The 25,931-nt window shown below is 53.5% G+C and carries 18 protein-coding genes; 11 read left to right on the top strand and 7 right to left on the bottom strand.

Annotated features, from left to right (window positions below; all coding sequences use genetic code 11):
• Window positions 1-236 precede the first annotated feature (236 nt).
• From GDA65_16115 to GDA65_16080, 8 genes are all read left to right on the top strand, one after another.
• A complete protein-coding gene (locus tag GDA65_16115) occupies window positions 237-914 on the top strand; it encodes a hypothetical protein (GenBank protein ID MBA5864219.1) in 678 nt (225 codons plus the stop codon).
• Between the two features lie 623 nt (window positions 915-1,537).
• Window positions 1,538-2,464 carry a thiamine biosynthesis protein ThiF gene (locus GDA65_16110; GenBank protein ID MBA5864218.1) on the top strand — a complete coding sequence of 309 codons (927 nt, stop codon included), beginning with the start codon at window positions 1,538-1,540 and terminating at the stop codon, window positions 2,462-2,464.
• A 1,709-nt stretch (window positions 2,465-4,173) separates the two neighbouring features.
• A complete protein-coding gene (gene dnaE / locus GDA65_16105) occupies window positions 4,174-7,365 on the top strand; it encodes a DNA polymerase III subunit alpha (GenBank protein ID MBA5864217.1) in 3,192 nt (1,063 codons plus the stop codon).
• An 84-nt stretch (window positions 7,366-7,449) separates the two neighbouring features.
• On the top strand, window positions 7,450-8,148 hold the full coding sequence (locus tag GDA65_16100; GenBank protein ID MBA5864216.1) for a hypothetical protein: 699 nt from the start codon (window positions 7,450-7,452) through the stop codon (window positions 8,146-8,148).
• Window positions 8,149-8,905: 757 nt separating this feature from the next.
• A complete protein-coding gene (locus GDA65_16095; GenBank protein ID MBA5864215.1) occupies window positions 8,906-9,475 on the top strand; it encodes a hypothetical protein in 570 nt (189 codons plus the stop codon).
• 676 nt (window positions 9,476-10,151) lie between these two features.
• The gene (locus GDA65_16090; GenBank protein ID MBA5864214.1) at window positions 10,152-10,442 is read left to right on the top strand and encodes a plasmid maintenance system killer; all 291 of its coding nucleotides are present in this window, start codon (window positions 10,152-10,154) and stop codon (window positions 10,440-10,442) included.
• Complete coding sequence (locus GDA65_16085) at window positions 10,442-10,747, top strand: HigA family addiction module antidote protein (GenBank protein ID MBA5864213.1); 306 nt, start codon at window positions 10,442-10,444, stop codon at window positions 10,745-10,747. Before GDA65_16090 ends, GDA65_16085 begins: the two co-directional genes overlap by 1 nt.
• A gap of 699 nt (window positions 10,748-11,446) precedes the next feature.
• Entirely contained in the window at window positions 11,447-12,616 is a 1,170-nt protein-coding gene (locus GDA65_16080; GenBank protein MBA5864212.1) for an IS200/IS605 family element transposase accessory protein TnpB, read from the top strand.
• A gap of 1,229 nt (window positions 12,617-13,845) precedes the next feature.
• Here the strand turns inward: GDA65_16080 and GDA65_16075 are convergent.
• The 4 genes from GDA65_16075 to GDA65_16060 form a co-directional block, all read right to left on the bottom strand.
• Window positions 13,846-14,676: a hypothetical protein gene (locus GDA65_16075; protein ID MBA5864211.1), complete on the bottom strand. Its 831-nt coding sequence runs from the start codon at window positions 14,674-14,676 to the stop codon at window positions 13,846-13,848.
• Window positions 14,677-15,236: 560 nt separating this feature from the next.
• The gene (locus GDA65_16070; protein MBA5864210.1) at window positions 15,237-16,205 is read right to left on the bottom strand and encodes an AAA family ATPase; all 969 of its coding nucleotides are present in this window, start codon (window positions 16,203-16,205) and stop codon (window positions 15,237-15,239) included.
• A 21-nt stretch (window positions 16,206-16,226) separates the two neighbouring features.
• Window positions 16,227-18,167, bottom strand: coding sequence for a hypothetical protein (locus tag GDA65_16065; GenBank protein ID MBA5864209.1), 1,941 nt, complete (start codon window positions 18,165-18,167; stop codon window positions 16,227-16,229).
• Window positions 18,164-18,877, bottom strand: a complete 714-nt coding sequence (locus GDA65_16060; GenBank protein MBA5864208.1) for a hypothetical protein — start codon at window positions 18,875-18,877, stop codon at window positions 18,164-18,166. The genes GDA65_16065 and GDA65_16060 overlap by 4 nt, the downstream gene beginning before the upstream one ends.
• Before the next feature lie 147 nt (window positions 18,878-19,024).
• Between GDA65_16060 and GDA65_16055 the strand changes: the two genes are divergently transcribed.
• The 3 genes from GDA65_16055 (at window position 19,025) to GDA65_16045 (ending at window position 21,339) form a co-directional block, all read left to right on the top strand.
• Window positions 19,025-19,648 carry a hypothetical protein gene (locus GDA65_16055; protein MBA5864207.1) on the top strand — a complete coding sequence of 208 codons (624 nt, stop codon included), beginning with the start codon at window positions 19,025-19,027 and terminating at the stop codon, window positions 19,646-19,648.
• The gene (locus GDA65_16050; protein MBA5864206.1) at window positions 19,645-20,088 is read left to right on the top strand and encodes a hypothetical protein; all 444 of its coding nucleotides are present in this window, start codon (window positions 19,645-19,647) and stop codon (window positions 20,086-20,088) included. Before GDA65_16055 ends, GDA65_16050 begins: the two co-directional genes overlap by 4 nt.
• 492 nt (window positions 20,089-20,580) lie before the next feature.
• On the top strand, window positions 20,581-21,339 hold the full coding sequence (locus tag GDA65_16045) for an ImmA/IrrE family metallo-endopeptidase (GenBank protein ID MBA5864205.1): 759 nt from the start codon (window positions 20,581-20,583) through the stop codon (window positions 21,337-21,339).
• Between the two features lie 32 nt (window positions 21,340-21,371).
• On the opposite strand, the gene GDA65_16040 is transcribed toward GDA65_16045, so the two are convergent.
• The 3 genes from GDA65_16040 to GDA65_16030 are packed head-to-tail and all read right to left on the bottom strand — an operon-like array spanning window position 21,372 to window position 25,890.
• Window positions 21,372-22,415, bottom strand: coding sequence for a patatin-like phospholipase family protein (locus GDA65_16040; GenBank protein ID MBA5864204.1), 1,044 nt, complete (start codon window positions 22,413-22,415; stop codon window positions 21,372-21,374).
• 50 nt (window positions 22,416-22,465) lie between these two features.
• Window positions 22,466-24,736 (bottom strand): hypothetical protein, encoded by a 2,271-nt coding sequence (locus tag GDA65_16035; protein MBA5864203.1) that lies wholly within the window; start codon window positions 24,734-24,736, stop codon window positions 22,466-22,468.
• A complete protein-coding gene (locus tag GDA65_16030; protein ID MBA5864202.1) occupies window positions 24,733-25,890 on the bottom strand; it encodes a hypothetical protein in 1,158 nt (385 codons plus the stop codon). The genes GDA65_16035 and GDA65_16030 overlap by 4 nt, the downstream gene beginning before the upstream one ends.
• Between the last annotated feature and the right edge of the window lie 41 nt (window positions 25,891-25,931).

Genomic DNA, 25,931 nt, shown 5'->3' with positions numbered 1-25,931 from the left:
GGCCACTGCACCGGATCTCTGTTCCTTGACATTAGCTATGACTGCGAGTCACCAGATCACCCGTACCAATGGAACAAACGGGATCTCAAAGCTTTGGCTCGCCAATGGAAACGGGCGCAACTCATGCAAGAAGCCATGAATAGCACGACTAAAGCCTTACTCGACAATCCGTCCGCATGGGAAACGATTTTCAGCTGCTGGTCCGATCTTTGTACTGCAACACATGAGGCGCAAACATGAGAGATGCAAGCTCGTGGCACGACGCGTCTCTGCACTTCATCGGCGGGCAATTGCTTCTTGAATACAAGGATGGTGAAGCGGTTGTCAGAAAATGTATTTCACCAGAGGCTGCCAGGAATGCGTTCTCATCAGCCGGGATAGATTCCGACTGGCTCCCAGAACATGTCTGCCGCTATGGCATAGGCCCCGGAGGTCCATGGCTGCTCCTCCGATTTCCCCCTGGTCGATATGTGGTCCCATTGGCTGACCCCATTAGACTTTCCGGAGGAGGGGCCCCACACACAATGCTTGCCGTCCCGATGCCGGGGTTGTTGTTTCTGGGGTACGGGACCCGTTATTACGTCTGGGCCTACAAGCTTTGGAAGCACGCGGCAACAAAACTCTTCAAGGCACCGCTTGCAAACGTGTACCCTGATGGCGCGATCTGTTTCGGAAACGTCCATCCACGGGTTGCCCACGGCAACACGATTGCAAACAACTGGCGACTATTCTGGGATAGTAACTTTTCCGACCATCTCGCAAATGGGAAATCCGCCACCCATCCGGACAATATCTTGCCCTTCCTGGCGAAACTTCACTCAACTGAGGCACAAGACTATCCTCTCGATGATCTTGAGCCGGCTCACCTCTCAATTGCCGCCATCATTCGTCAACTGATGGAGAGCGGGAAGTAGTAATCACATATGACGAGGACGTCTCCTTTTATTAAACACCACATTGCGAGTTGTCTACTTCCCGCCGACAATTCCACCCTTTACGACTATGTTCTGGCTGGCAACGGGGTCTTCATTCGCGGCAAACGTAGAGAACTGTCAGTGCTTTTTCCAATTGTCGAACATCCAATTGCCGGCCTTCCTCCCATTGCGGGCAGCCTGACGCTCACGATTCCGAGAATTCCACAACGGTTCATCCAAGAGATGATGGAAGAGGCACTAGGAGCCTGCGCAGAGCCGGCGGGTCCCGTAGAAAGTCTATTTCATTTTGAACACGACACAGATTGGTCCATGACTATTCCAGACCAGATTCGTACGCCATTCTCAGTCCAACCTAGCACCCCTGAACGCTGTCCATCTTACGAGCATGCCATTGTCGAGATTCACTCACACCACACCATGGCTCCACGGTTTTCTGTCGTGGACGATGAAGACGAAACGGGGTTTCGAATATACGGTGTGTGTGGATGGTTGACCACTCGCCCGTCCATTACATTTCGTGTCGGGCTGTATGGCCATTTCATCCCAATCCCAGCGGAGTTCGTTGCAGAGCTACCTCCCACACTTCAGGACACATATAGACAATGAGGGGCGAGATGTCATCGCGACAGGTTGTCACTGCAGGGAATCGCAGCGTAGAACAAAACACCAGCACACACCTGGACCTTAGTCATGTTCATGCCGTGAATGTGCTTCCTAAGCAGTGCCAACGCCTCCATCTCATCCAAATCGGATGTGGGGGCATCGGAGCGTTTCTTGGTATCCACGTCGCCCGCCTCGCACGGGAGTGTTTCCGTCTATTTGATACGGTGAAGGTCACTTTCTATGATGGGGACACAATTGAAGAAAAGAACCTACGTCGTCAAAACTTCTGTCAGGCAGAAATCGGACACAATAAAGCAGAGGCCTTAGCATTTCGAATCTCTACCGCTTGGGGGATTCCCATTCGCGCGTTTCCACGGCATTTCTCGGAGAAAGAGGCACAGCCTGAGTACGACACCCTGACCATGCTTCTCGGTTGCGTTGACACAGCAAGGGCTAGGCGTAGCCTCCATCAAGCTCTCGCACGATTGAACACCAGAAACGATGCCCAAGCATGGCTGATTGATGGTGGGAACCTCACCACCCACGGGCAAGTGTTAGTTGGTAACGTCGTCAAAGACTTTAACCCAGACGAGAGCTTTCAGCTGCGCACTGTGTGCCAGTCACTCCCCGCGCCAGCGCTTGTGCACCCAGAATTGCTCAAACGAGAACGTCGCCCCGTCAACACTCAACCGCGGTCATGTGCTGAACTTGCACTAAGTGACCCGCAATCCCTCACGATCAATAGCATCATTGCCTCGCACATGGCGGACTACCTGCTTCGACTCGTCATCACCAAAGACCTTCGCCGTTTTGCAACATATATCGATATGGATACTGGCTCAGCGCGCTCCCTGGCCATTACTTCGACGGGAATCTCCCGTGCACTAGGCTTATACCAAAACAAGTCTATGGGGAGGGCTTCCTAGCCATGAACCTACGACACCGCTAAAGAAAGTCGGTAATACAAGATGACAATACTTCGATCAAAGAAGATCAAGCTCCGACGATCCACATCGAATGCTTACGTTCTTGGAAATGCCGTACGCTTATAGCGCCTGGATTCAACGCTGGGGCCTCTCCGGTATTTTGTGGATTTCTACGGCCAGTCTGACGCACGCCGCACAGCCGCTCCCCCAGGAGCTGATGAATCAATGGTTTGCAGTTGAAGTCTTAAGCGGAGCCAAAATTCCGTTATCGATTGAATTCGTGCCTTCTCCATGGTCACTGATCCGGCTGCGGCTGGCGCCGGACGAACGACTCTTGGTGTTATTTAGTGCTCCCGTACAAGACTGCACGATTAGTGGCGACGCCCGGCTAGATCCAGGTCGAGATCGGATCCACATCCGAAGCCATGCCATCACGTGCCGTACTGCTAGAGGATTTGAAACTAGAGTCTTCACTGGAACAGTGGTTTCTGAAACTGACGGCTTTCAAGGGGTCCCCCTGTCATTGGCATATCAAAGCCAGGATCAGAAGGGGTACATCGTACCAGCTGGAGTCCAAGGCACCCTAGTCGTCCTCCCACACAACCCTCCCGAGAGAGTCGACGCCCCTCCCCCATCTCGTAAGTAATCGCTATCCATCTCTTTCGCTGCCTGCATTCGATGCAAACTCTTGATGCCTTCAGTCTCTCAGTGGAGCCCTGTTGAAGCGAAAATGGCGTTATCTTCCACACTGAACGCCTCTCGCCGGACACGTGCGGCACTCGCGGAAGGAGCGGCACCGTCCTGACTGGAGGAGCCTCTAGGAACACTGTCACGCGGCAAGTGTAGCCTGACGTGAATGCGTGGCCCAATCGAACAGAATGGGCTAGCCCGCCAATATCGAGCGACGGTGCATGATCACTAAAGAGAAAGGCGTCAGTATGAAAGACGCAGACGCGCCCCTACCCCAATGGATGCCAGGACTATGGCGAATAAAACTCAGCGACAATGGGCCGGTAACTATTGTCACGCCACGAGAGGACGAGGATGAGGATCTAACGATTGCGGTGATCACTGAGCCCTTCAACAACAGAAAGGAGGTCCTCGCGAACGCATACCTGATCGCTGCAGCTCCGAAACTGTATGAACAACTACAACTTTTAGTCCGTTGGGCAGAGGACCAGGGAGAATCGTGCAGATTCGCACAGGATGCTCTCGCTGCAGCACAGGGAGAATCTCACACAACGTGCGCGGGCCCATGTATCGCGGGGCTTATGCCGGGTGAAGCGTGTGAGGAATGCGGCAAGCTCTGTGAGGATAGTGAGACAGAGCTATGACACTGCATTTCACAGCGGGCCCATGGGTCGTCTACAGATCTTTGAATCGATAGAAGCCATCTCGACTGTATCCATTACCTTGACAAGCCTTTCATCGATTGACCAGGTGCTTCGCCAGTTTCAAGACGCCCAGCTTGATTCTGATGATGTTTTGTTCCGTCGTCATGATCCTCGCTCCTTTGATGAGGAGGACTGTATTTATCTATCAGATTTAAATTTACCTTTTAGGCCTAACTAGTATTGAGCCTCCTCCGAATCCCACGCACACACGTACACAATTCTTTCCCAGCTCAGGGCCAACCGCGCCACCACCTCCCAACGAGCGCTTACTCTCATCCCGCGCCTGGAGAACTCGTCCCATCAATCTGGAGTGTCATGCCAACACCCTTTGTCCATCTGCACACGCACACCACCTATAGCCTGCTCGATGGCGCCACTCTTCTAGATCCCCTCATTGAACACGTCAGATGGCTCAAGCAACCAGCCGTCGCGATCACCGATCATGGAAATCTCTTTGGCACAATCCCCTTCTACACCAAGGCCCGAGCGGCAGGCATCAAGCCGATCATTGGGTGCGAAGTCTACATGGCCAAGGGCAGTCTGTTAGACAAAAAACCCCCAGAGGGACCCCGTGATTTCTATCACCTCATCCTGCTAGCCCAGAACAGTCTCGGATACCAAAACCTCATTCGCCTGGTCAGTCACGGCTACACGGAGGGTTTCTATTACAAACCCCGCATAGACAAGTCCTTGCTGCGCAGCCACAGTTCTGGCTTGATTGCACTGTCTGGCTGTCTTGACGGTGAAATCCCCACCCTCCTCCACCAAGAACAGTTCGCTTTCGCGTCCGTGGCCGCCCAAGACTTTCTCGACATCTTCGGTCCTGATCGGTTCTATCTCGAGCTCCAAGCCAATGGACTTCACCAGCAACAGAGAGTCAATCAAGGCCTGATTCACGTGCACCGGGAGCTGGGGATCCCGCTGGTCGCCACGAATGACTGTCACTATCTCAAACGAGGCGATGCAGACGCCCATGATCTATTGCTCTGCATCCAGACCGGCACTACGATCACTGATACAACCAGACTCCGTTTTGGAACCGACCAACTGTACGTCAAATCCTCCGAGGAGATGGCCGAAGCCTTTCGAGAGCTGCCTCAAGCCATCACACACACAAATCTGATAGCTGAACAGTGCACGCTCGAGATTCCTCTGCATCGGACACAACTTCCTCGGTACAACGTGCCTCCCCCGCACACCCTCGACAGTTTTCTTGAAACCCTCGCCCAGCAAGGGTTGTCGGCACGCCTCGCCCAACACTCGGGGCCTCTAGACCAACCTAAGTATGAACGACGCCTGCGGACCGAACTCCTCACCATCTGCTCCATGGGCTTCGCCGGCTATTTCTTGATCGTGTGGGACATCATGAAGTTTGCCCGCTCCCGGCGCATCCCAGTTGGACCAGGACGCGGGTCCGCTGCAGGTAGCCTGGTGGCCTACGCGCTCGGGATTACAGAGTTGGACCCGCTCGCCTACGACCTCCTCTTCGAACGGTTCCTCAATCCGGATCGAGTTTCCCTCCCAGACATCGATATGGATTTCTGCATGAAGAGACGGCAGGAGGTGATCAACTATGTCACGGAGAAATACGGCCGAGACCATGTCGCACAAATCATCACCTTTGGCACCCTAGGCGCTAAAGCTGCAATCCGCGATGTAGGCCGTGTTCTCGAAATTCCCTACGACGAAGTCGACACGATTGCCAAGCTGATTCCGTCTCAGCCCAACATGACGATCGCACAGGCACTCGCCGAAGAACCGAAATTAAGTGCCATATCTGCCTCGCGCCCTTCGGTCGGCAACCTGCTATCGGTCGCCGGATCCCTTGAAGGGCTCGCCAGACACGCCTCCACCCATGCAGCGGGACTGGTCATCTCCGATACCCCCCTGCTGAAGACGGTCCCATTATGCCGCACGACGAGCGACGACATTGTGACGCAATTTGGGATGGGGGAACTCGAACAGATTGGCCTAGTGAAGTTCGATTTTCTCGGATTAAAGACCCTCACCGTGATCGATCACACCATCTCACTGATCAATCAGCAATCTCCGGGATCCCGTCCGTTGACGCTGGACGACATTCCGCTCGACGACGCCAAAACCTTCGCCCTCCTCGCAAGCGGACGTACCACAGGAGTGTTTCAGCTGGAAAGCAACGGAATGAGGGAGCTCCTTCGTGAATTTCAGCCTGATCGGTTCGATGATATCACAGCGATTATTGCGCTCTATCGTCCGGGGCCCCTCGATCTGATTCCGGAGTTTATTCAGCAGAAACGCAGGCAATGTCCCCTCGCCTCGAACATCGCGGCCCTCGAACCGATTCTCAGAACTACCTACGGCGTGATCGTCTATCAAGAACAAGTCATGGCCATCGCCAACACTGTGGCAGGATTCTCACTGAGCCAAGCCGACATTCTCCGCCGGGCTATGGGAAAAAAGAAACCAGAGGAGATGCGCGCCCTGCATACACAGTTTGTGGAGGGTGCCGTCGGACTCGGCACGGAGCGTGACGCAGCCGAACAGCTCTTCCAGATGATCACCAAGTTCGCTGGCTACGGATTCAACAAATCCCATGCCGCTGCATACGCGCTACTCACCTATCGGACGGCTTATCTGAAAGCTCACAATCCGCTGGCTTACATGACTGCGTTGATGACCAGTGATTTCGGTGACCATGAGCAAATCTCTCTCTATGCCAGTGAATGTCGGGAAATGGGCGTGAGGCTCCTTCCGCCCGACATTAACCGGAGTGAGACCGGATTCACGATCGTGGACGGGGCCATGCTATATGGTCTGGCCGCTATCAAGCACGTAGGAGAACATCTCGCCACACAATTGATCCGGACTCGTGCAACCGGAGGCACCTTCGCTTCCTTCTTTGATCTCTGCGATCGCGTCGACCGCCGCATTGTCACCAAGCGCGTACTCGATGCATTGATTAAATCTGGCGCCCTCGACACGCTCTGTGACCATCGCGCACAACTATCCGCAATTCTAGATGATGAGACGCCAGCGAAGCCTACTCGATCTCACCGGAACGTCACACAACAAACTCTGCTCCATTTCTTGCCGGTGGAGTCAGAAACTCGCGTGCTGCCCCAAATACCAACCTGGGCTCCATCTATTCAATTGGACCACGAGCGAGAAGCTCTCGGATGCTATGTCAGTCACCATCCCGTACGAGTCCATGACCACCAACTGAAGCGTCTCCAAGTTGTTCCGTTAACTCAGCTACCTGACCTCCCAGATGGCAAAGAAGTGCGAATCGCGGGATTGATCACCCGAGTCAAACGCATCACCACTAAAAGGCAGCAACCCATGGCCTTTCTCCACCTAGAAGATCAGGATCGCACACTCGAAGTCGTTGTTTTTCCGAGTCTCTACCGACACGAATCAGGGCAACTGGAACCTGGCACCGTCATCGCGCTCGAAGGGATTCTCGATCAGAATGACCAGGGGATAAAAGTGAAAGCCACCAGATTCCTCCCCCTCGATCCTGCTGCCTAAGCTCCCCACAATCCAGGTACAGGACTGCCCATCCGGTAATACACACGCAGGGACGTGGTCATCTCAGCATGGGTGTCATCAAGAATGGGTTGCGTTCAAAAAGGAGTTGCTCTCACAATGGCGGCTACACTGACTTCCAGCTTACCTCTGTCAGTGATCAGTGCATTTCTATCACCAGTACAACGCTGTAGTCGCCACGGCCTCATAACAATCGGCTGCAGTCTCGGCATGACGCTCCTCGGTTCGGAAGTCGTAATAGCTCAACCTATGGACTTGCCTGCGGTCGCGCGATGTCAAATGGAGGTAGCCTCGCAGCCCAACAGAGAGGCGCTCATCCGGAGCTGGATTCACCGGGCGGGGCAGACCGATGCGCTGGCAGCGCTCTGCCTCTCATTTTCTCCAAATCCCAACGCGGGGGAATCCCTTGCATGGCTACGGCGCGCGGCGGATCTCGGACTCCCGGACGCACAGCTGCTCCTCGGTGCAGACCTTGAGGTAGGATTCAAGAGTCCTCCCAATAGTCACGAAGCCATGCGCTGGTACCGGAAGGCCGCACAGGCCGATTTCCCTTTTGCCCAATACGAGCTCGGATCCATTTATTCGGAAGGCAGGGCGAACCAACGGCAAGATTTGCCTGAAGCCTACTACTGGGCGACGCTTGCGGCCAGGCATCAATTCCAACCGGCCAAGGAACTCGCAGATACGCTCAGACCACAGCTCACACATGATGAGCGCGCACGCATCGATGGCCGCATCAAGAAATGGAGGCGCGTCGTCTCGTAGTCTATCCTGTACCAAATCGATCTAGACTTACTGTGGCAGTATGCGCCCCCTAGCCAGTAGCCTTCGTCAGATTATCTCGAACATCATTCGACACTTACTTGGAGGCGCATCCACATCTCGTCTCACCAACGATGAAGGCCGTGCACAACAAGAACGTGCCGACCTAGCCATGTTGCAGATCCTTGTCCAGGAAAGTGAACGGCCTCACACCGACGTGAGTTTGTCAGCCTCTCCATTGGAAGACGACCTCCATCCGTAAGCCCGCAGGTCTGATTGCCCTCGTTCACAGGGTTCGATAGAATGGTGTCCATCGAGTTGATGAGGCACTATGCCGACCATGTCGACCGTGGTCCTGCTCTACCTTCTCGGGTATCTCCCGGCTACCCCGCTTCCTCCTGGGATTGCCCCACCGGTACCCCATCTTCAATGTGAGACCCTTCCCGAGAGCGAGTATCTTCCGAGTGACGAGGGCATCCTCGACCAATTCAAAGACCGTGGTCGATGTATAGCCCCCACCGTCTCATACGCACCATCATTGGAGGGCCCCAGTTGGTGGATGAACCCCGCTCCGGCTGAGTCGGATGCCGCTTCCTTCTTTGATTTCGCTGCAACCCGCTAGATCACACGGCAGACAGGCTTCCCCATCACGGTACCAACCTATCTCATGCCGCAGACAACGGCCGCTCCACAAATCCTGTTGCCATAAGAATCTGGTTCACTTCCCACTACTCATGCTCAAGTCGCACAGGATGGCTGTATGCCTCACGTCGAATCCTTCTCCATCGCATCGAATTCCAAGCCGGGACTTTGCTATACCGTCACTCGAAGTCAGGCCAATGACTGGCAATGCACCTGTCCACATTGGACCTACCGACGAACCGAATGCGCGCACATCCGGACAGCCCAGTCTCTCCCCGCAACAGAGTCGATACATAAACCGGAACCGCCCATTGTCTATGCCCATGTCCGAGAAGTGACGCCTCAACCAGATGGATCGTTGTACGTCCCCCTCCTGCCAATTGGAGACCCGCATTTTCTCTATACACTCTGCTTTGATCTCTATGCGCACGGCGTACTTTGGGCGAGCATTCTCGAACGGTATCGGCTCCCTCGGAGTTTCAGCAGAGACACCTGCGTGGCTTTCATTGAACAGCACGGAAGAAAAGTCTATCAGTTCAGCGACAATCCCGCACTCCCGCGCCACCAATACCAGATCCTCTCGGGCATTCCACTTCCCGACATTCCACGGTACCAAGAAACGCCGGTAGAGTATCACTCGCGTACTGGATACCCCCTCGATCTCTGCCGACGCTATCTCCACCCCTAATCACCCACGTAGGAACAGCGGATCCCTTCAACATCGACACATGAGGACGTATGAACCAACCTCCCATTCCAACGATGAGGATTGAAGAATCTGGATATCTACTCCATCCGCCTTACGGAAACCGGTATGTTGCGATCCAAGTTGATCCCACTCAATGGACACACGTATGCTCCGCACGCTTCGGACCAGGGAGACCCTGCAGTTTTAGCAAACAGACGAAGTGGACTGGCGACTCCTACCGCTATGATATTTTCATCCGTCCAGAGCATCGGCAAATTGCACTGCGATGGTTTAACGGAAGCGGAGAGGGATGGCTCATTGCGGAGGATAAGAATGAGAGAGGGGAACGCTCCCTCATCGACCACATTGCCCAGCTCCCAGACGAAGCGAGACGCTGGGACTTCTGTCATTTCATCTGGAGTGCGCTGTCACAAACTCGGAGGGCTGTCGTTCATACCACAGAGGACACCTGGGAACAGGCGATCCTGCAAAAGCAGATCACCATCCGGAAACGCAATGGCCGACGGACTGCATCGATCAAGCCTCAGATAACCAGATCCACTCTGGGGCAGTCTCCCATTCTTTCTTAGTTCGACTCGTCACAGATCCCAGCAATGCACACTCCTACTGTGCATAAGGCTTGCACGATGTACTGTTTTACCGTACACTCTAACCAATGATCATTCGATCCGTGCGCCATCGTGGATTGAAACGCTTCGTCGAGCGTGATCAACCAAGTGGCTTGCGCCCAGACCTCGTGGACCGGATACGGAACATACTGACAGCGTTGATTGTCGCTGAGAATCTCCGTACGTTCCGAGACGGAGCACCTCCTGGCTGGCGAGTGCATCAACTTTCGGGAGACCGAAAGGGCACCTGGAGCATCTCGACCTCGGGCAATTGGCGAATCACGTTCCAAGAAGAGCATGGCTATGTCGACCTGTTAGACTTGGAGGACTATCACTAATGGCACGGAGAGGAATAAAAATTGGCATGACACCGACCCACCCAGGACGCTTCATCAAGACGGAGGTCTTAGACGAGCTCGGCTTGAGTGTGACCAAGGCCGCTGAGATCTTAGGCGTACGCAGGGCCACGTTTTCTGATCTCGTCCATGAAAAAGCGGCTCTCTCTCCTGAAATGGCATTGCGGCTAGAGAAGGCCTTTCGTCTGAAGATGGAGATGCTTCTTCAGATGCAGGCTTGGCATGATAGTACCGAGATGCGCAAGCATGCGGGGAAAATAAACATTGCCCCGTTTGTTCCCGCTTAGCGTTCGCCCACAAGCCCCCTCGCATCACACGTTTCCAAGGCCCTCATTCCTTTCCCAAGGATGCGATCACCAGCATCTGCATCTTCTGACACATCGTATGGATTTTTGGGACCTTCGCGCTCGTGAGCGAAGACACCTCGCGATTATAAAAGGGGGACCTCCCTCAAGCTCTACCGCCCTCCATCCGATTTCAATCCTTCGCAGTCAGTAATACATCTACATGAACCTTCTCTTTGGAAGAGGTCACCACCCCTATGCCTCGCGCATCCACTTTCTCGATCCACTTCCGGAACGAGATGCTGGAGTACCGCAGTGAATCCATTTCGCTTCAAGCCATGTTCTGGAGATGGCTCTGTCTCTTTGCGTTTCGACGGTGGAAAACAGAGTTCCGAGGGAACCCTGTCGGAGTTCCCGGTGAGCGGGATCCCAGGTTCCCCTGTCAAAGCTATATGCCGAGGCCGCGGGCAACTCACGACATGCCGCATTGCAGGTTTCCGGACGGGCACTACCTCTGTTGGACTTGTACAGCAAATGCCCAACTTCCCAATCCCGGCACCCTGATTGCTCTCAAAGGGGCGAGCCGTACGGAGTTGAAGTCTCGCACCCAAGCCGTTCCCTCGACTCACGAGGCGCTATGAAAAAAGATTACGCCGTATCGGTCATCTTCCCTGAGGTGTTGGTCAAGCTAGCCTGCAAGACATGAAGCATCGGTTGACATTTCGTGCGTATCCAACTGGCGATCAAGCGATTCAGCTAGCCCAGACATTTGGCTGCGTCCGCTTTGTTTGGAATTGGGCCTTGCGTTTAAAGAGTGAGCGCTTTTCTATAGATAAGCAGAAAATCGGCTATGCAGAGACTGATAGGCGCTTGACGCAGCTCAAGAAACGGCCACAGACCATCTGGCTGCAAGACGTGAGCTGCGTACCATTGCAACAGTCGTTGCGCGATCTCCAAACGGCCTTCGCAAATTTCTTCGATAAACGTGCGAGCTATCCGGCGTTTAAGAAAAAATCGCTGCGGCAGTCGGCGAATTATACGAAGAACGCCTTTACGCTCGATAGAGCGAATAGGATCTTATCGTTCGCCAAGATTGGCACATTGAAAATCAGATGGACACGCGACGACATTCCGATGCCGTCATCTGTGAGGATCGTCAAAACGACGACCGGGAAATACTTTGTGTCGATGGTCGTCGACGTCGAGCCGATTCAATGGCCGAAGTCGAACGCATCCGTTGGCCTCGATTTCGGCCTAGTCCACCTCGCGACGCTCAGCACCGGCGAGAAGATCGAGAATATTAGACTTGCTGAGCAGGAACAGAAACGTCTCTCCATGCTGCAGCGTAGACTGGCCAAAAAACAGAAAGGCAGCCGCCGGCGCGTTCGCGCAAGGCATCGGATCGCCATTCTGCATGAGAGAATTCGGAACGCACGCATGGATGCGTTGCACAAGTTGTCGACGAATCTCGTGAAGCGATTCGATATGATCTACATGGAAGATCTCAATGTCCGCGGCATGACGAAAAACCACCGTCTGGCCCGCGCATTGAGTGATGCGGCGATCGGCCTAGCCGGTCGCTTGATTGAGTCCAAGGCCGAGCGCTACGGAAAGACGGTCGTCCACATCGATCGATTCTATCCGTCCAGTAAGACCTGTTCGGCTTGTGGGCAGCGCATCGAAACACTTTCGCTGTCAGTTCGAGAATGGACGTGTGTCGCGTGCGGCACAGGCCATGATCGCGACGTCAATGCAGCGAAGAATATCCTGGCGGTCGGGCAGACCGTGTCCGCGCATGGAGCTGGGAGAAGAACTCGACGTGGACAGCCACAACGAGCCACCCGGCGTCGAAGTGCGAACCACTCTCGGTGACTCGGTAGAGCACGAGGGAATCTCCGGCTTTCAGGCCGGGGAGGATGTCAACGCGTGGTATTTGGAAGGACGCAATGGATCTACATTGTGATCTCGACACCGCAGTTCTGATTGGCTTCAACTTCATCGGGTGGAGCCTCTTTCTCGGCGTCCTGCTGAAGGATCGCCTCACGCACTTCCAACGGACACAGCCATCGCAAGCGACGCGCTAATCCCCCGCATCCCATGTCGATGGGTGCAACACTCCTACACGCCCTCGCGTCATCGTGTCCGCATCGATGCATAGTTGTCCTGTAATACAGAGACAGGATTGTAGATTACGGAGACTATGCATCTCGAACACCTGTGTCGCATTGCGCTCGAAGACCCTCACCTGGTTGAAACCGCCTTACTGCGAGATCCCTTCACCTCGCAATTTCTGAAAGACTGTCTCGCGCACCTTCACCAGGGAGATCCGAAACAACTGGCCCGTGAGTCCCACCTTTTTGCTCAACTCGCTAAAGGCACACTTCGACTTGACCCTCCCAGCTAGTCTCTCAATGGCTCCGCCGTCACCACACCCGCTCGCACTTCTGCTCCGGACAGGAGTGGAATGCGGCTTTACCGATCTCGTCGTCCGCGCATGCTATGTCCAGATCGCGGCGATTGCTGACCCTGCCCATCGGATGGCGTGGTTCGACATCTTCTTCTCGCAGTGGACCACGTCCACCCGGGTTCCTTCGTGCCTGCACCCCCAGCTCAGACGCACCGCGTTGATCAGAATCGACGCGCTCCGATGTTCCTAGGCCAGACAGCTTCTCCTCAACACGTGGCCCGCTCCGCGGGCAGAGTGGAAGACGTCATGGTCTTACGTGGCAGCCTCTACTTACTTCCTCGTTCATGGCACGGAGGCCCTGCCCTTAAACTCCGAACAACTAAATCTTATTACACTTTGGAAGCAAAATCATTTCAGTCCTCTACCCGCACAAAAATGCTCATTTCCCGTCCTCCTAATAGAAAAACTCTTTAGGAGCAACTGCTCTCGGATACTTATGACTGTGGGTGCGGAGTGTAGGCTTACGTGCCGATCTCAGTCAATTAGATGATTTTTGAGAGAACGGCGAAAAACAGCTTTGCAAAAATGCAGAGCAGCCTGAAACCGGGTCGGATGCGCGCGAATCACTGGATGAGGCCGATGCCCTCTCTTACGGAATATCCTTCACCGACAACTTCCTTTTTAGCATGTCATGCTAAGCAGCACGTTTTGCTTCGTGGTCTTGAATCGAAAGAGCCTTTTCCCATCGCCTCGGCCACCACCAATGGAGTTTCTGTCTGTTTCCGATTTTAGGGACCTTCACAACCCATTCGCCAGCGCGATCCTTATTCAGGCGATACAACGGGAAACCGATATGCTCTTTTTGCCGCATCAGGCTCCCAAGCTCCTGACATCGCCGATACGTTCTCAGACATTCCAGCCCGAATATTCGCATGGCAGCCTCTGGAGAGAGGTCCGACGGGATTCGGTCCGATACAAAGTCTATCTCACGATGAATGAGTACGAGCTGCCGCGAAAAGAACTTTTGTGGAACATCGATGTTTTCCCAAAACATTCTCCAGAGAAGCAACGCATAAGCCTCTTGGCAGAATTGCCGAACGGGCACTTCTCTGGTTGTGACCGGAAACCAAATCCCACGCCCCATTTTTTCAAAGCACTCGCGGTGGGCTTTATGAACTCGCCTTGTGAGTGCACGGCGAATCGCGCGATACACCTCGAAATATTTCTTGTTGTCTAACAATCCGGACGAACTCGATCCATCGACGCTCCACGCCGTATACTCCACCATGACATGTAAATCTGTCTCTCGCAATTCAGCAATCTGGTGTGGCACGTTCACTCCCAAAACGTCCGCCCATCTCTCCGGCAGCCGTCGAACGTAGGCCTGAATTTCATGCTCGTCTGGTATAAACCGAGCCAATTTAGAGATTTGCGCCTCAATCGTTCGGTCCTCCCTTCTTTTCGTGAGCCACTCCCCGATCTCAGACATGACGCGAAACCGCTCTTCTTGCTCCCCTGTTGTCATCTGTCCGACACGACTCCGTTGCCACCAGACCGCTCCGCATTCAGCACACCCATAAGGGTTACAAAATGACTGCCTCAACAAAGAGTACAGAGGCGTCGGCTTACCGCAGTCAACACAGATGCTCAGGAGCGGTTGCTTGTGCACAGGGCATTGGGGAATGAATACCAACTGGTGGAGAGGCGTATGAAAGCCTCCCCTGATACATTTCGGGCAGATGCGAAGGGATCGACTGGCCAACACTTTCGCTTCATCCGGGCGAATATAGTCAACAGTGCGTGCCGTCCTCATGTGGAGGTCGGTCAAGTTCAGTGCGCGCTGCACGAGCTCCGGATTGAGCGCGCCCCAGTCGTGTAAGTTCCGATCCCGATCCGACCAGTTTTGAGGATGGTGTCTTTTCGTCGCAAGCCCGAATTCGCGCTGAATATCTCGCGCCCCGCAGGCATTAAACCCCATGAACTTCTGAAAGATTGACCACGTGGACTCAAACGGAACGCATTGGCTGGCATCCCACGTATATCGTGTGTGTGGCACCATCTGATCATGTCCTTCGTTCAATTGGCTCATAAGTATCGCCCCGCATCACGGTATCCAGAACGTTCGATGGCTTCTTTCCACTGATTCAATGAAATGGTCGGTGGGCCACCGTCCATCGACCTGTAGTCCTTGAGCGCGAATTCCACAGTTCGTGAAAAGTACTGCATCGGGATTTCAGCTTTACCAGGTAGCTTGGCCTCAGCCCTCACATGCTGGAATGCCTCCCAGAGAACCTTTGCTTCCCCGGCCAAGCGCCATCCCGCCTCAAATCCTGAGGGAAAGAAATATCGTGTGAACGAATAGCCGCTGGCCTCAGGGTACTCGGACTCATCGTCGTAGCCCTTCAGGCAGTAGGCAAAATCCTTCTGGTTCCGCAGGCCGGCAAATCGGTGAAGGTGTACCATGAACCGGCCGACAATCTGCATTTTCTTGGCCGTTTCAAAGGCGTCTCGTTGATGGACTAATTCCGGTTGCCCGACAAGCACAACGGTTGTCGCGATATCGTGGCGATCCAGCCCATTATAGATATCGACCAACCATTTATAGTGGGGTTCTCGGAGTTTCTGCGCCTCGTCTCCAATCAACACCAATCGTCGATGGTCATTGGCGCAGGCTTCCTGTACCAAAAACTGTATTACCCGTGCCCGCTTTGCGCTGGCGGTTCCACGGAGGCTGAGACTATGACCGAAATCGCTGAGTAGACTTTCAAAAAACCGTGATTCGGTTGGGTACTGATGGTCCTGACAGCAAAACGTTAGGATCGGGAGCGTCGCGCCAAGTTCCTCGCGCAACTCGTTGACGGCAAATCGAATCCCTTTGGATTTTCCAAATCTGGGCGGCGCCGTCACGATGGCACCTGCCGCTCGATTATTGACCCAGTTTTTGAGGTCGTCGCAGAAGCGGCCCAATGGTGGCGTGAAGAGTGTATACCGTCCTGTTTCGATCGGGTGGGTTCCAGAAGGCACAGAAGGTCTTAGGTGTAGGACATGTGACATTTATTGCTCCTTTCACTGAGGTTAATCGAGGCGGGTCTTCCTCATGGCGGGGGTATAGACCGTGCGGGACGACGCTGGGGGATTCGACTCTGTGACATCGGCGATCGACGACGTGGGCTGAGTCGGGGGAACTGCCTGAAGCCCTGCCAGGAGTTTTGCCGACTGTCCCCTCGCCAGCTTACTCGTCGCCGCTTGCTGATTGAGGAAGTCCATATAGACGAGGATCGGGTCCTCATTATCCGTATAGAAGATCAGCTTTCGAGCTCGGAGTTTATGAATGGCCTTTCGAACGGTGAGCGTATGTGGCGTCCGGCCCCAAAGCCCATGGGCCGTGAGCACACCAAATTCTCGGCCGTCCTCGAGATACGCGGTGACACAGCGGAGATCGTCCGGATCGACGAGGAGCGAGAGGTGTTCGCCGACGAGGTCTGGACTGTGACGGAGGACATCGTTGTAATAGCGGACGCCTTCAAATTCAACGTAGGGGCACTTCCCCTGCGTCACATCTCCGCGAATACACCGCACAACGCGGATGTGGAGCAGCGCGAGATCTTGTCGCTTCTGTTCAGGCACTGCCCGGAACTCGCATCCTTCATTCACAATAAAGTACTCAAGCATCTCGAGCGGTGACCGATTGCCCAATCCCGTGTGCGGCTCGGCATTGTAACGAGCAATGAGTACGTCGGTCAGTTCAACAAGGTGTTGGTACGAGATATTCCAGCGTAGCGCCGCGGCTTCTGGGTCGTCACGACGAGGATCATCTGGACCGTTGCCCGTCGTGGACGGCAGCCGATGAAATCCGTTCTCTTCCAACGTTTGAAAGAGCCGTTCAATGAACGGTCGACGCTGAGGGGTTTTCACAGGGCCAGCATTAATGGCACATCCGACTACTCGACTGAGATTCGACCTGACCGCATCGGCCAGATTGGCTTTGGCGTTGTCGAACCATAATTCGTCCCACAACGCCCAGGCGCATTCGGCATGGACTCCTGAAGGGAGCCCACTCCCCTTCGTATACTTCAATCCGGTGATGGTTAAGGTCATCGGTCTCCAGGGCGTCAGCGCATGCTTGATGCAACGGAGGACGTCCTCTGCGTTGTATTCGGGATTTAGCACCAAGGTGTACCCCAAAATAGCGCGAGTCTTCACGTCAATGATGGCGAGTAGCCACAGTCGATCAAGGACAAGCTGTTGAATGCCTCCATAGGGATTCGGGAGGTCAATCGTACAAACCGCATCGATCCGATGGCCGTCAAACTCAACCCGTTCGAACGGCCTGGTCACGATGCTGTCAGGACCCGCTTCCCTCGACGCCAGCGCACGCGCGGCGTCGTCCCCATGGCGCGCCTTTACTGCTTGTTTCAGGTTCGATTTGAAGAGCCGCTTCAGATAGCTCGACAGCGCACGCCGCCCCCGATGGTTCATGTTGAGTGGATAGTGTCTTGCGGTCAGGCCAGCTTCCTTACACTTCTCAATGAAGTGCTTATGAATCGCCTTGACCGGCATGCGGGACTCCTGGACGACATGCTCTTTCACTTTCTTCAGGAACAAGGAGTCCACCGCTTTTTGGATCGTCGGGTATCGGTCGAACAGCATCGTGAGCGCCCCAGCTGCCCCTCCCCGCTGAGAAGGTCTGGAGCCATCTATCGTGGCTGTTCGAACGTAGGGAGTGATACGACATGCTGGCAGCAGGGCTCGAAACCCCCAGATTCGGCCGTCAGGGTGGAACTTCATGCAACGTTTGACGAGCCGATACACTTCTTGCCGTGGCACGGCCGCTTGTTTCGAGAGGATTCCAACGGGTTGTCCTTCGATATAGGCACGGACGGCCTGAATCCGCCTCGCGACTCGGTCTGCATCGTTCTCGTCTAAAAGGGCGAGATCGACGGTCGGCCAGTGAGAGAGGTCTGTCACATCGGGCGGGAGTGAGTCGCGATCCATTCGAGACTTCGATACCGTCATTTTGTCCCTCGCTGTATGGTTAAGGAGTTGGTCAACGGGTACACGTCGAGCGGAGCCGTGCACAGACCACTATGGATGAGGCGAAAGATCGCGGCCTTTACCGTCTGACGGTCTGGACGAGCGATATGACGTTCTAGATCTCTTAGGGACCAGGACGGCTCGATGTCGAACGCGGCGAGGAGTTGAGTTTCAATCTCCGCGAGATCATAGGACGCGTAGGTGGCGAGATACGCCAAGATCTGTTTCCAGTTCCGAAGGAACACGGCATTCCGTCTGATTTCCTCATCCGTGACGATCTTGTAGTCATTCGCGGTGACAAACGCCCATTCACGTTGAGCGGCCAATTGCCGAGCCACTCGAGAGCCATCGTCAACTCGCTGCACATCACTCGCATATTTGACTTCACGATATTCCGTCCGGCCGTCCGTGAACTGGATCAGCATGTCCATCACTGATTCACGATCCCGGCCGTCCAACTTAATGTTGATGCGTAGCGGTTGTTCGCAGAACCATGCGACCGTGGGATCGGCTTCGACGATCACGCCATGGTCGCGCTCAAGACTGCTGTAGAAGTGAACATCTCGATCCAATTTCCGGCTATACATCTGCCAAAAGTTACTTCCATAGTTCCCACGCGGTTGGTTCCACACCGGCTTTACGCCGTCGCGTTCGACCGTTTTCTGTTCCCAAATCGCTTTTCTCATTTCCATCCTTCTTTGTCGTGTTATCCTAACCACCTCGGAGGTAACTCTCCTTAAGGCATACTCGGCTATACTGATCTTTCGTCGGTTTTTTAACGGAACGATTGTAGACAAATATTTGAGCCAGCAGTTTCGAGTTCTGGATCGAAGTCAATTATGGTAGCGACTCAGGATGAAATCCGACGCGCCATCGAGGCACTAAGCCTAGAGGAACGCAAGAGCTTAATGTGGCTAGCAAGGCAGCTTGTGGCTCGCATCGGCGTATTGGCAGGAGGGCGGGAGGATGAAGACTTCGTGCACGAAGCCATCGAGGCGACACTCGCAGGATCGCGGCCCTGGAACAAAAAATACTCGATGCGCGATCATCTGCGCTGGGTAATCAGATCAGAAGTGAGTAACCATGCGCAGCATCACAATAGTCAACGGTATCAGGAGCCAATCCTTGTCTCCTCGCTCAATTCCAAAGATGAAGAAGATATCGACAACGAGGTGAGGGCGAAGACCGCAGACGACTTTCGCTCTGCCCTTCCAAATCCGGAAGAAGAGTTGGAATTGAAGCGACGCGAGATCGCTCTGGACAAGATTAAGTGTCACATGGCAGCTCTTCTAGGCCAACACTCCATGGGAGAGAAAGTATTTCAGCTTCAAATTGAGGGCTTAAGCGGTCCGGAAATCTGCCAGCGGCTAAAAATCACAAAACCGCAATACGCCGTATACAATATGCAGATAGTACGCGCCACGAGTAAGATTAGGAAACGCAACTTGGAAGGACTGTTATGAAATCAAAAACTAAAGCTAACGACGTTTGGTCTCAATATGAGCGCCTGCTCGATTTAGAGGCCGAAGCAATTATGAACCTCTCAGAAGAAGAATTGGACGAAGAAATTCGGGGAAGTGGCTTGGACCCACAACAGTTTGGTCAGCGCGCGACAAGAGTGTTCGCAGAGGCGCTCGGAGAGTCTGCTCACCACGCACTGGCTGAATCCCGCCAGACGTACCAAAAAGAGGTGACCTCACTAAAACGTGACCGCCTGTCATTGCCGACTTCGATGAAAGATAAGTTGCAGCTCCTCAAGGCCTGTCTGGCGCACCATCACTATCTGAAACCCGCAGTGCTAACCGGTCAGTATCGCAAACTGAGCGATATGACGCCGGCAGACATCGACAGCCTCTTGCGGCAGCTTTATGTCTTGGGCCTTCTCAAATTCAAGAAACCCTAAGGAGATAACCCGTGCGAACGTGTTGAGGTGCGACACCACAGTCACGAGCTGTCCAGAATCGGAGTGCAGCGAGGGTCTTTTCCCTTCCTGCCCTGATGACGCACCATCGCCGAAGTATCACCGTCAATCATGTGTGAAGTCGCTCAAAGCCTCTCACGGTACTTCCTCCTTTGACCGCAATCAGGTGCAGACTGCATTTTAACCCTCCGCAGTCAATCCAACCTTACTTCGACGCTCCGATAGTTACAGGGGATCGGAAGTTCTAGAGGTTTGTGATCCTTAATGTTGGTCTGGCTCCTCGCCTTCTGAATCGAGACATAGGCATAAAAACGTGGCTAACTTGCCGTCGCGACGGGTGTACAGTACTATGAGACCTGCCTGCTTTATCCATGCGATCTCACATGTCCTCCAAATTGGATCGTCAGGCGAATTCCCGCTCCGTGATGCGATGGCTGTGGACTCATAAGGCTCTTTGTTCCTGTACGACCAATTATGATTGCTGACGATCCAGAGGCGCTGCTGAAAGCGTTACACGTTACCGATCCTCGTGACATCGATATCGAAGCCATTGCGCAATACTGCGGCGCCACAGTGATCTACGAACGGCTTGTTGGGTGTGAAGGACGGATTATCGGTCACGGCAATCGCGCAATTATCACAGTGGACCAACGGGCGACCACGTCAAGAAAGAGATTTTCGGCCGCTCATGAATTGGGCCATTGGATGAAGCATCGCGGCAAAGTTGCCCTCGTTTGCGATCATGAACAGCTGATGTGTCAGTGGGAAGGACGTGATAGAGAAAGCGTGGCCAATCGCTATGCAGCTGGATTGCTCCTGCCACAGTATTTGTTTCAGCCGCTTTTGAAAGACAAGCCTCTCACCTTAGAAACGGTTCGAGGGTTGGCGGAACAATTTGAAACCAGTATCACTGCGACTGCCATGCGTTTAGTCCAACTGACAGATCGTCCCGCCGCGCTGATTTGTGCAAGTGAGCACGGTCGAGCCTGGTTTGAGCTCAGTCCCAGTGCCAAAGCGGCGCAATGTTGGCCGCGACGTACCCTTCCGGTTGATTCCGGAGCGGCGGCTATTCTCAAGCGTGATGAGGAGCCGATGGGGCCCAGAAAGGTACCTGCCACGGTCTGGTTTGGTGGAAACAATGCGTCCATCACGGATGTCGTCGAAGACACGGTGAGAATCACTGCTCACCTTGCCCTTAGTTTGGTTGTTTGGACCTCGTCTTGCGCAAGATAATACATTACAGCCTTTCGCCCGACCTGGTCGCCTCATCGGTTCTCTCTCGTTTCTGAGTGGTCGTATAAGCCATAGGCTTGCTCAACTTGTTTGGCGACCTGATATCCATGGTTCGCGAGTAAGTCAAACTCCCTCCAATCAATTCGGCGCAATGTTGTAGGAAAGTTTGAGGCGTATGTCGCTGACTTGCAAGGTAATGTGGCTTCGATAGGCGTCCCAATGTACATGAACGCGCCCCGTCCGGGACTTTCCTGGAGATAGCGTGAGAAGGTCCGAACACGTAAGGCGTGAGACTGGTCTGACATGATGTCGGCGACACGCTGAAGTCGAAACGGATTCAGCGCAAGGAAATCGAAGCCGGATGGCAAGGGTCGTCCAGCGTCAGAGACGATTATCGCGTTCCCTGGGTGCTTAGCCTTGCTGCGTCCTGCATCAAAAAATGGTTCCAATCCAAGATTGTCATAGATGCCCCCGTCGTATAGATGTAGAACTTTGTAGCCGATATCGACGGACTGCTCAGTGCCCTTGGGCGCATTCCACTCTCGTTTTTGCCACTCAAAGCGGGTGGCGTCCAACTGTAGCGGCCCGAACCCTCCGGGAAACGCTGCCGAGACTGCCATCGCATTCGCAAGAAGAAAGTTTCCAGGATGAGCATAGCCGAGTTGATAGTCTCCAATATCGCTTTGCTTGAACCGAAAACGTTTTCCATTCTCCGCTGTTGTCGCATTAATGGACCATTCGGGTTTACTCGGCAATTCGGATAGCTTGATGTCGATCTGCCATTCTTGTTTGATCGCTAACGCCAATAGGTTTGCCCGAGAAAGGAGAAACGGCACGTTTACAGGGTTGAGAAGTTGCCTGACTGCCCCCCACTGAAAACTTGTTTTGCACAGTGACTCACGAAGAGTTGGGTACACCACTTCAATAAAGTAGTCTGAGGATGGCCATTGATACTGGTTAGCTTGGAACATAAGCCCCACAAGCAAGCTCCCCCCTGATACCGTAGAGATCCGCTCGACGTTCTCGAGCAAGTGACGCTCTGCGAGCAGTCGTATGACTCCAAGATGGAACACCATTGCTCGGATGCCGCCGCCGGATAGAGCGAGTGCAATGCTGGAAGGCACAATTATTCTCTCATCGTGCCCTGAAGTAGATGCATGTCTTGTTCACCCACTATCAGTTGAACAGCAGGAAGTCCATTTTGCGACATGCCGCGTGCAAGATACTCGAGCTGAATGAGGTCGTGCTGGCTCGGCGACGCCGAGTGTTTTGGTGGATGACTATGCCACTCTCCAATATAACCAACAATTCCCGCTGTTCGGCGCGATGCCTCTTGTACTGCGTCCAATGCACCTTCAACCCCGCGCTCGAATGAATGAGGACTCGATGTGCTGTCCGGGGGCGGCGGTAGGGCTGCAACGACTATTGCTGCAGAAATGTTGAAGTCATAGTAGCCTAATAGAACTCCGCCGGTCTCATTTGGGATGTGAGCAGTTCTCCACGATCGGAGTTGTTGTGTTAGTGCCTCATCGAGGTACAGATCTGTTTCGCCAAACTGGAAGTGGTGTTCTTGTGCTACTGGGCAGTCATGCACCACGACCGATCCCCAATTGGGATCACGCTGCCAAATCCGAATGACGGCTTCTGGACGAAGCGATATCATCGGGATCTGTTCTGCTAATATGCCGGCATGGCTCATAATTCTGGAGTATGGCATCACCATGGATATATCTCGACAGCTCGCACCGCTCCAAAAGGAGTGCATTCCATCAAGGTGGGACTTTCCCCAGGATTCCTGGATTAGTGCGCGATAGTACTGTGCCTCTAGACTTCTCAGTCGAATACTCCGTTTTTCATCTTCAGCAAGCAACACAGCCGCATGGCCGTTGGGCGTAACAAATACAGTTATATGTCGGCCTATGTTGTCGATCTGACTTGCACCGCGGGGATAGTCAAGAGACGTCGATGCATCAATGACCAATTGGGCGGGAGCCAGTGCATTCATCACAGAAGCCTGAGAAAAATCGCAAGCATCAGCATGCAAAGGAGTAATACTACTGGCACCATGCATCGCTGCCTCATGGAGTTCCGCGACGACCATTGCCTTTGGATGACCAACATGCTGGGCAAAGGCTGTATGTCTGGTAAGGTTGTGTGGCTTAATATGGTCGTTGTCAATCGCGGTCCACCGTCCCCATCCGGAACGACCCCATAGATTAAGCAATGCACTTCCAAGCGACCCTGCACCGATCAATACTCCGGAAGGACCTTCATCACTTACGCCGGATTGTCTCCTGCACGCAGCGGCGTCATTCCGATACAGTACCTCCATCGGTAAAATTTCCTGGTCACGCCACTCAGCTGTCGATGTGTCACCCAAGACTCCGGCTGCATTGAAATACGTTTTCGTGTTTTTTTTGCCATCGTGGACGTCGAGGGAGAACAGCGCTCCGGTAAGAGCGCCAAGTTTCAACGCGCCAACGCCAACAACAAATGCTCTATGCGTGATTGTTCTTGCTATCCGTTCTTCTGCTCGCCTCACTGGAATGCTAAGGATGATGACTGAAAGCACGTCATCTGCGAACTCAGGCATACCCATTTCCCCAACCAGTTTAGACGATGTATCCTTGAGCAGTTGAAGAAAGTTAATCTCTCGGCTCTCGAGAAGATCGGCTAGTTCTCCTAGCGTTGTAGGGTCACTTTCGATATGACCTTGTACAATGGCAGGAAGCGTGAATTCGATGGGCCGGATCGAGCCATTTGAGACTTGGCTATTTGCCGAGATGGCTTCGAGAAAGTATGTGCCCCCACCGTTTTGACGTTTAGGACCATGTGCAATGATCAAACGAAGATCTTTGTCCGTACGGAGCTGCTCCAGGTTCCAAGGCAGCACTAGCTCATACCTGCTAACAAAAAATAGACGTTCTACGGGCTGGTCTGCGGGATGAAGCTGATCCGTTGCACTATTTTCAAGCCACCATGGAATTCGCCTGAGAAAGGTCTGCGGAGTCCATGTTCGAGCCACTGAAATGGGTGGCTCGAAATAGAGGCACAGACTTCTCGGTGTGTTCTGGGGCATCTGATTCTGATGAATGAGTGCGGGAAAGTCCTTGCGAAGCGCAAGGACAATGACCAATTCTTTGGCGTTGATGGGCACGCACAGAGCTAATCGTTCTCTATATCTAATTCCGTGCCGATTGTTCTTCGGTACCCCATCGGTTTCGACATCAACAACGATACATTCACAGGCGCCATCCTCCGTCTGAAGGAGTTGTCGGACAGAATAATCACGTTGCCGCCTTACCGCAGTCAGCAGAGCTTGAGCGCGAGGAATGGTAAGCTGGTTCTCGTCGTCCAACTCACGGAAATGAGGAAGGGTGTAGTAGTCTTCGTTCATGATCCGGCTCTCGGTGGACGAGACGTCAAGATGGATGAAGCTCCGATGGAGGTTGATGGGCGCCAAGTAACTCCACCGCTTGTGATCTCAAACAGAAGTGGTTCGGGTTTCCTCGCGTTTGGTTCTTCCATTGTCACAAGAAACTTCCGGCCCTCAACTGCCTTAAGATGTCTCTCGTATGCCTTACGGGCTTGAATGTGTGGAGGTTGAATCTCTGTATAAGATTCCTTCAGATCGGGAATGGGTTTACTGGAGCTGACCATGTAGGCATCACTCTTTCCTTGCAAGAGCAGATGTTTTACGAGTGGCTTAGGATCGGTTTCGTTGTCACCTTTCTCGTCACTTAAGGCCAGGTAACTGCAGTGATGAGGGATGTTGTAAAGATCCCAGGTGAGCCGATCGTCATTCTTGTGATAGCACGTGGTATTCACGATCTCTTCCATGTCGGTCCATTTAGCATCCCCAACATGGAGATAGTCATAACTTGCCCCATCAATGAGAAAGCGGATATTGAACACGAGCGCGGCAGAGTTTCTGACGATGTCAAATCCATCACAGTGTTTAATGAATGGAGAATGACAAAAGAACTCTACGCCGTCGTATCCCAGAGCAAAGCCAGGGACAATGGTTCCGGCGTCAATAAAGAGATGATCGCGTGAATTGGCGGCTTCGCCTCGTTCTTTGAGTTTTGATTCCAGCCATTCCTTGAGCGCATCCGGCTTGGAGAACACGAGTATGTCCTTGCCCTCAAGGAGCCGGTGTCGAGCTTCCTGACGAAGGATACAAAATTCTTCACTCTGTTGGTCTCTTTCGGCCTCTTCCAGCAACATCGCAGCCGGAACCCACAAGCAGCGGATTTTTATGCGGCCTTCACCCTGGTATTTTTCTGCGTGTTGCAGTTCGAAGAAATCTGTGCTGCCCTGGATGTGGTCACGGTCAGCATGGGTGAAGGCAACCACGTCGAAATAATCTCGCCTGGCGTTTTTCAGCTCTTCTTGTAGTCGCCCCTTGAGATCAATCTCTGGCGTTTCTCTATCTTCTCCGTTTTGCCGGTGAGAGTAATCGAGCAGTATGCGTCGACCGTTGGACAAAATAATTTGCGTGGTGTCGCCATTCCCCACCGGATAACAGAGAATCTTATGTGGATCGCTCATAGTGTTCCTTTCTTGATAGCGCCTGGATCATGTTGGAGCTA

Origin of the sequence: Nitrospira sp. CR1.1, assembly GCA_014055465.1 — a bacterium.
Lineage (GTDB): Bacteria > Nitrospirota > Nitrospiria > Nitrospirales > Nitrospiraceae > Nitrospira_A.
This window is presented reverse-complemented; position numbering and strand designations above follow the sequence as displayed.

What these genes read in the sequence shown, in the direction of transcription:
- GDA65_16030 (MBA5864202.1), bottom strand. Translation starts at nt 25,890, where the DNA reads ATGAGCGATCCACATAAGATTCTCTGTTATCCGGTGGGGAATGGCGAC.
- GDA65_16085 (MBA5864213.1), top strand. Translation starts at nt 10,442, where the DNA reads ATGGCACGGAGAGGAATAAAAATTGGCATGACACCGACCCACCCAGGA.
- GDA65_16090 (MBA5864214.1), top strand. Translation starts at nt 10,152, where the DNA reads ATGATCATTCGATCCGTGCGCCATCGTGGATTGAAACGCTTCGTCGAG.
- GDA65_16040 (MBA5864204.1), bottom strand. Translation starts at nt 22,415, where the DNA reads ATGGTGTTCCATCTTGGAGTCATACGACTGCTCGCAGAGCGTCACTTG.
- GDA65_16050 (MBA5864206.1), top strand. Translation starts at nt 19,645, where the DNA reads ATGAAATCAAAAACTAAAGCTAACGACGTTTGGTCTCAATATGAGCGC.
- GDA65_16055 (MBA5864207.1), top strand. Translation starts at nt 19,025, where the DNA reads ATGGTAGCGACTCAGGATGAAATCCGACGCGCCATCGAGGCACTAAGC.
- GDA65_16060 (MBA5864208.1), bottom strand. Translation starts at nt 18,877, where the DNA reads ATGGAAATGAGAAAAGCGATTTGGGAACAGAAAACGGTCGAACGCGAC.
- GDA65_16070 (MBA5864210.1), bottom strand. Translation starts at nt 16,205, where the DNA reads ATGTCACATGTCCTACACCTAAGACCTTCTGTGCCTTCTGGAACCCAC.
- GDA65_16100 (MBA5864216.1), top strand. Translation starts at nt 7,450, where the DNA reads ATGGGTTGCGTTCAAAAAGGAGTTGCTCTCACAATGGCGGCTACACTG.
- GDA65_16075 (MBA5864211.1), bottom strand. Translation starts at nt 14,676, where the DNA reads ATGACAACAGGGGAGCAAGAAGAGCGGTTTCGCGTCATGTCTGAGATC.
- GDA65_16080 (MBA5864212.1), top strand. Translation starts at nt 11,447, where the DNA reads ATGAAGCATCGGTTGACATTTCGTGCGTATCCAACTGGCGATCAAGCG.
- GDA65_16065 (MBA5864209.1), bottom strand. Translation starts at nt 18,167, where the DNA reads ATGACGGTATCGAAGTCTCGAATGGATCGCGACTCACTCCCGCCCGAT.
- GDA65_16115 (MBA5864219.1), top strand. Translation starts at nt 237, where the DNA reads ATGAGAGATGCAAGCTCGTGGCACGACGCGTCTCTGCACTTCATCGGC.
- GDA65_16045 (MBA5864205.1), top strand. Translation starts at nt 20,581, where the DNA reads ATGATTGCTGACGATCCAGAGGCGCTGCTGAAAGCGTTACACGTTACC.
- GDA65_16035 (MBA5864203.1), bottom strand. Translation starts at nt 24,736, where the DNA reads ATGAACGAAGACTACTACACCCTTCCTCATTTCCGTGAGTTGGACGAC.
- GDA65_16110 (MBA5864218.1), top strand. Translation starts at nt 1,538, where the DNA reads ATGAGGGGCGAGATGTCATCGCGACAGGTTGTCACTGCAGGGAATCGC.
- GDA65_16095 (MBA5864215.1), top strand. Translation starts at nt 8,906, where the DNA reads ATGCCTCACGTCGAATCCTTCTCCATCGCATCGAATTCCAAGCCGGGA.
- dnaE (MBA5864217.1), top strand. Translation starts at nt 4,174, where the DNA reads ATGCCAACACCCTTTGTCCATCTGCACACGCACACCACCTATAGCCTG.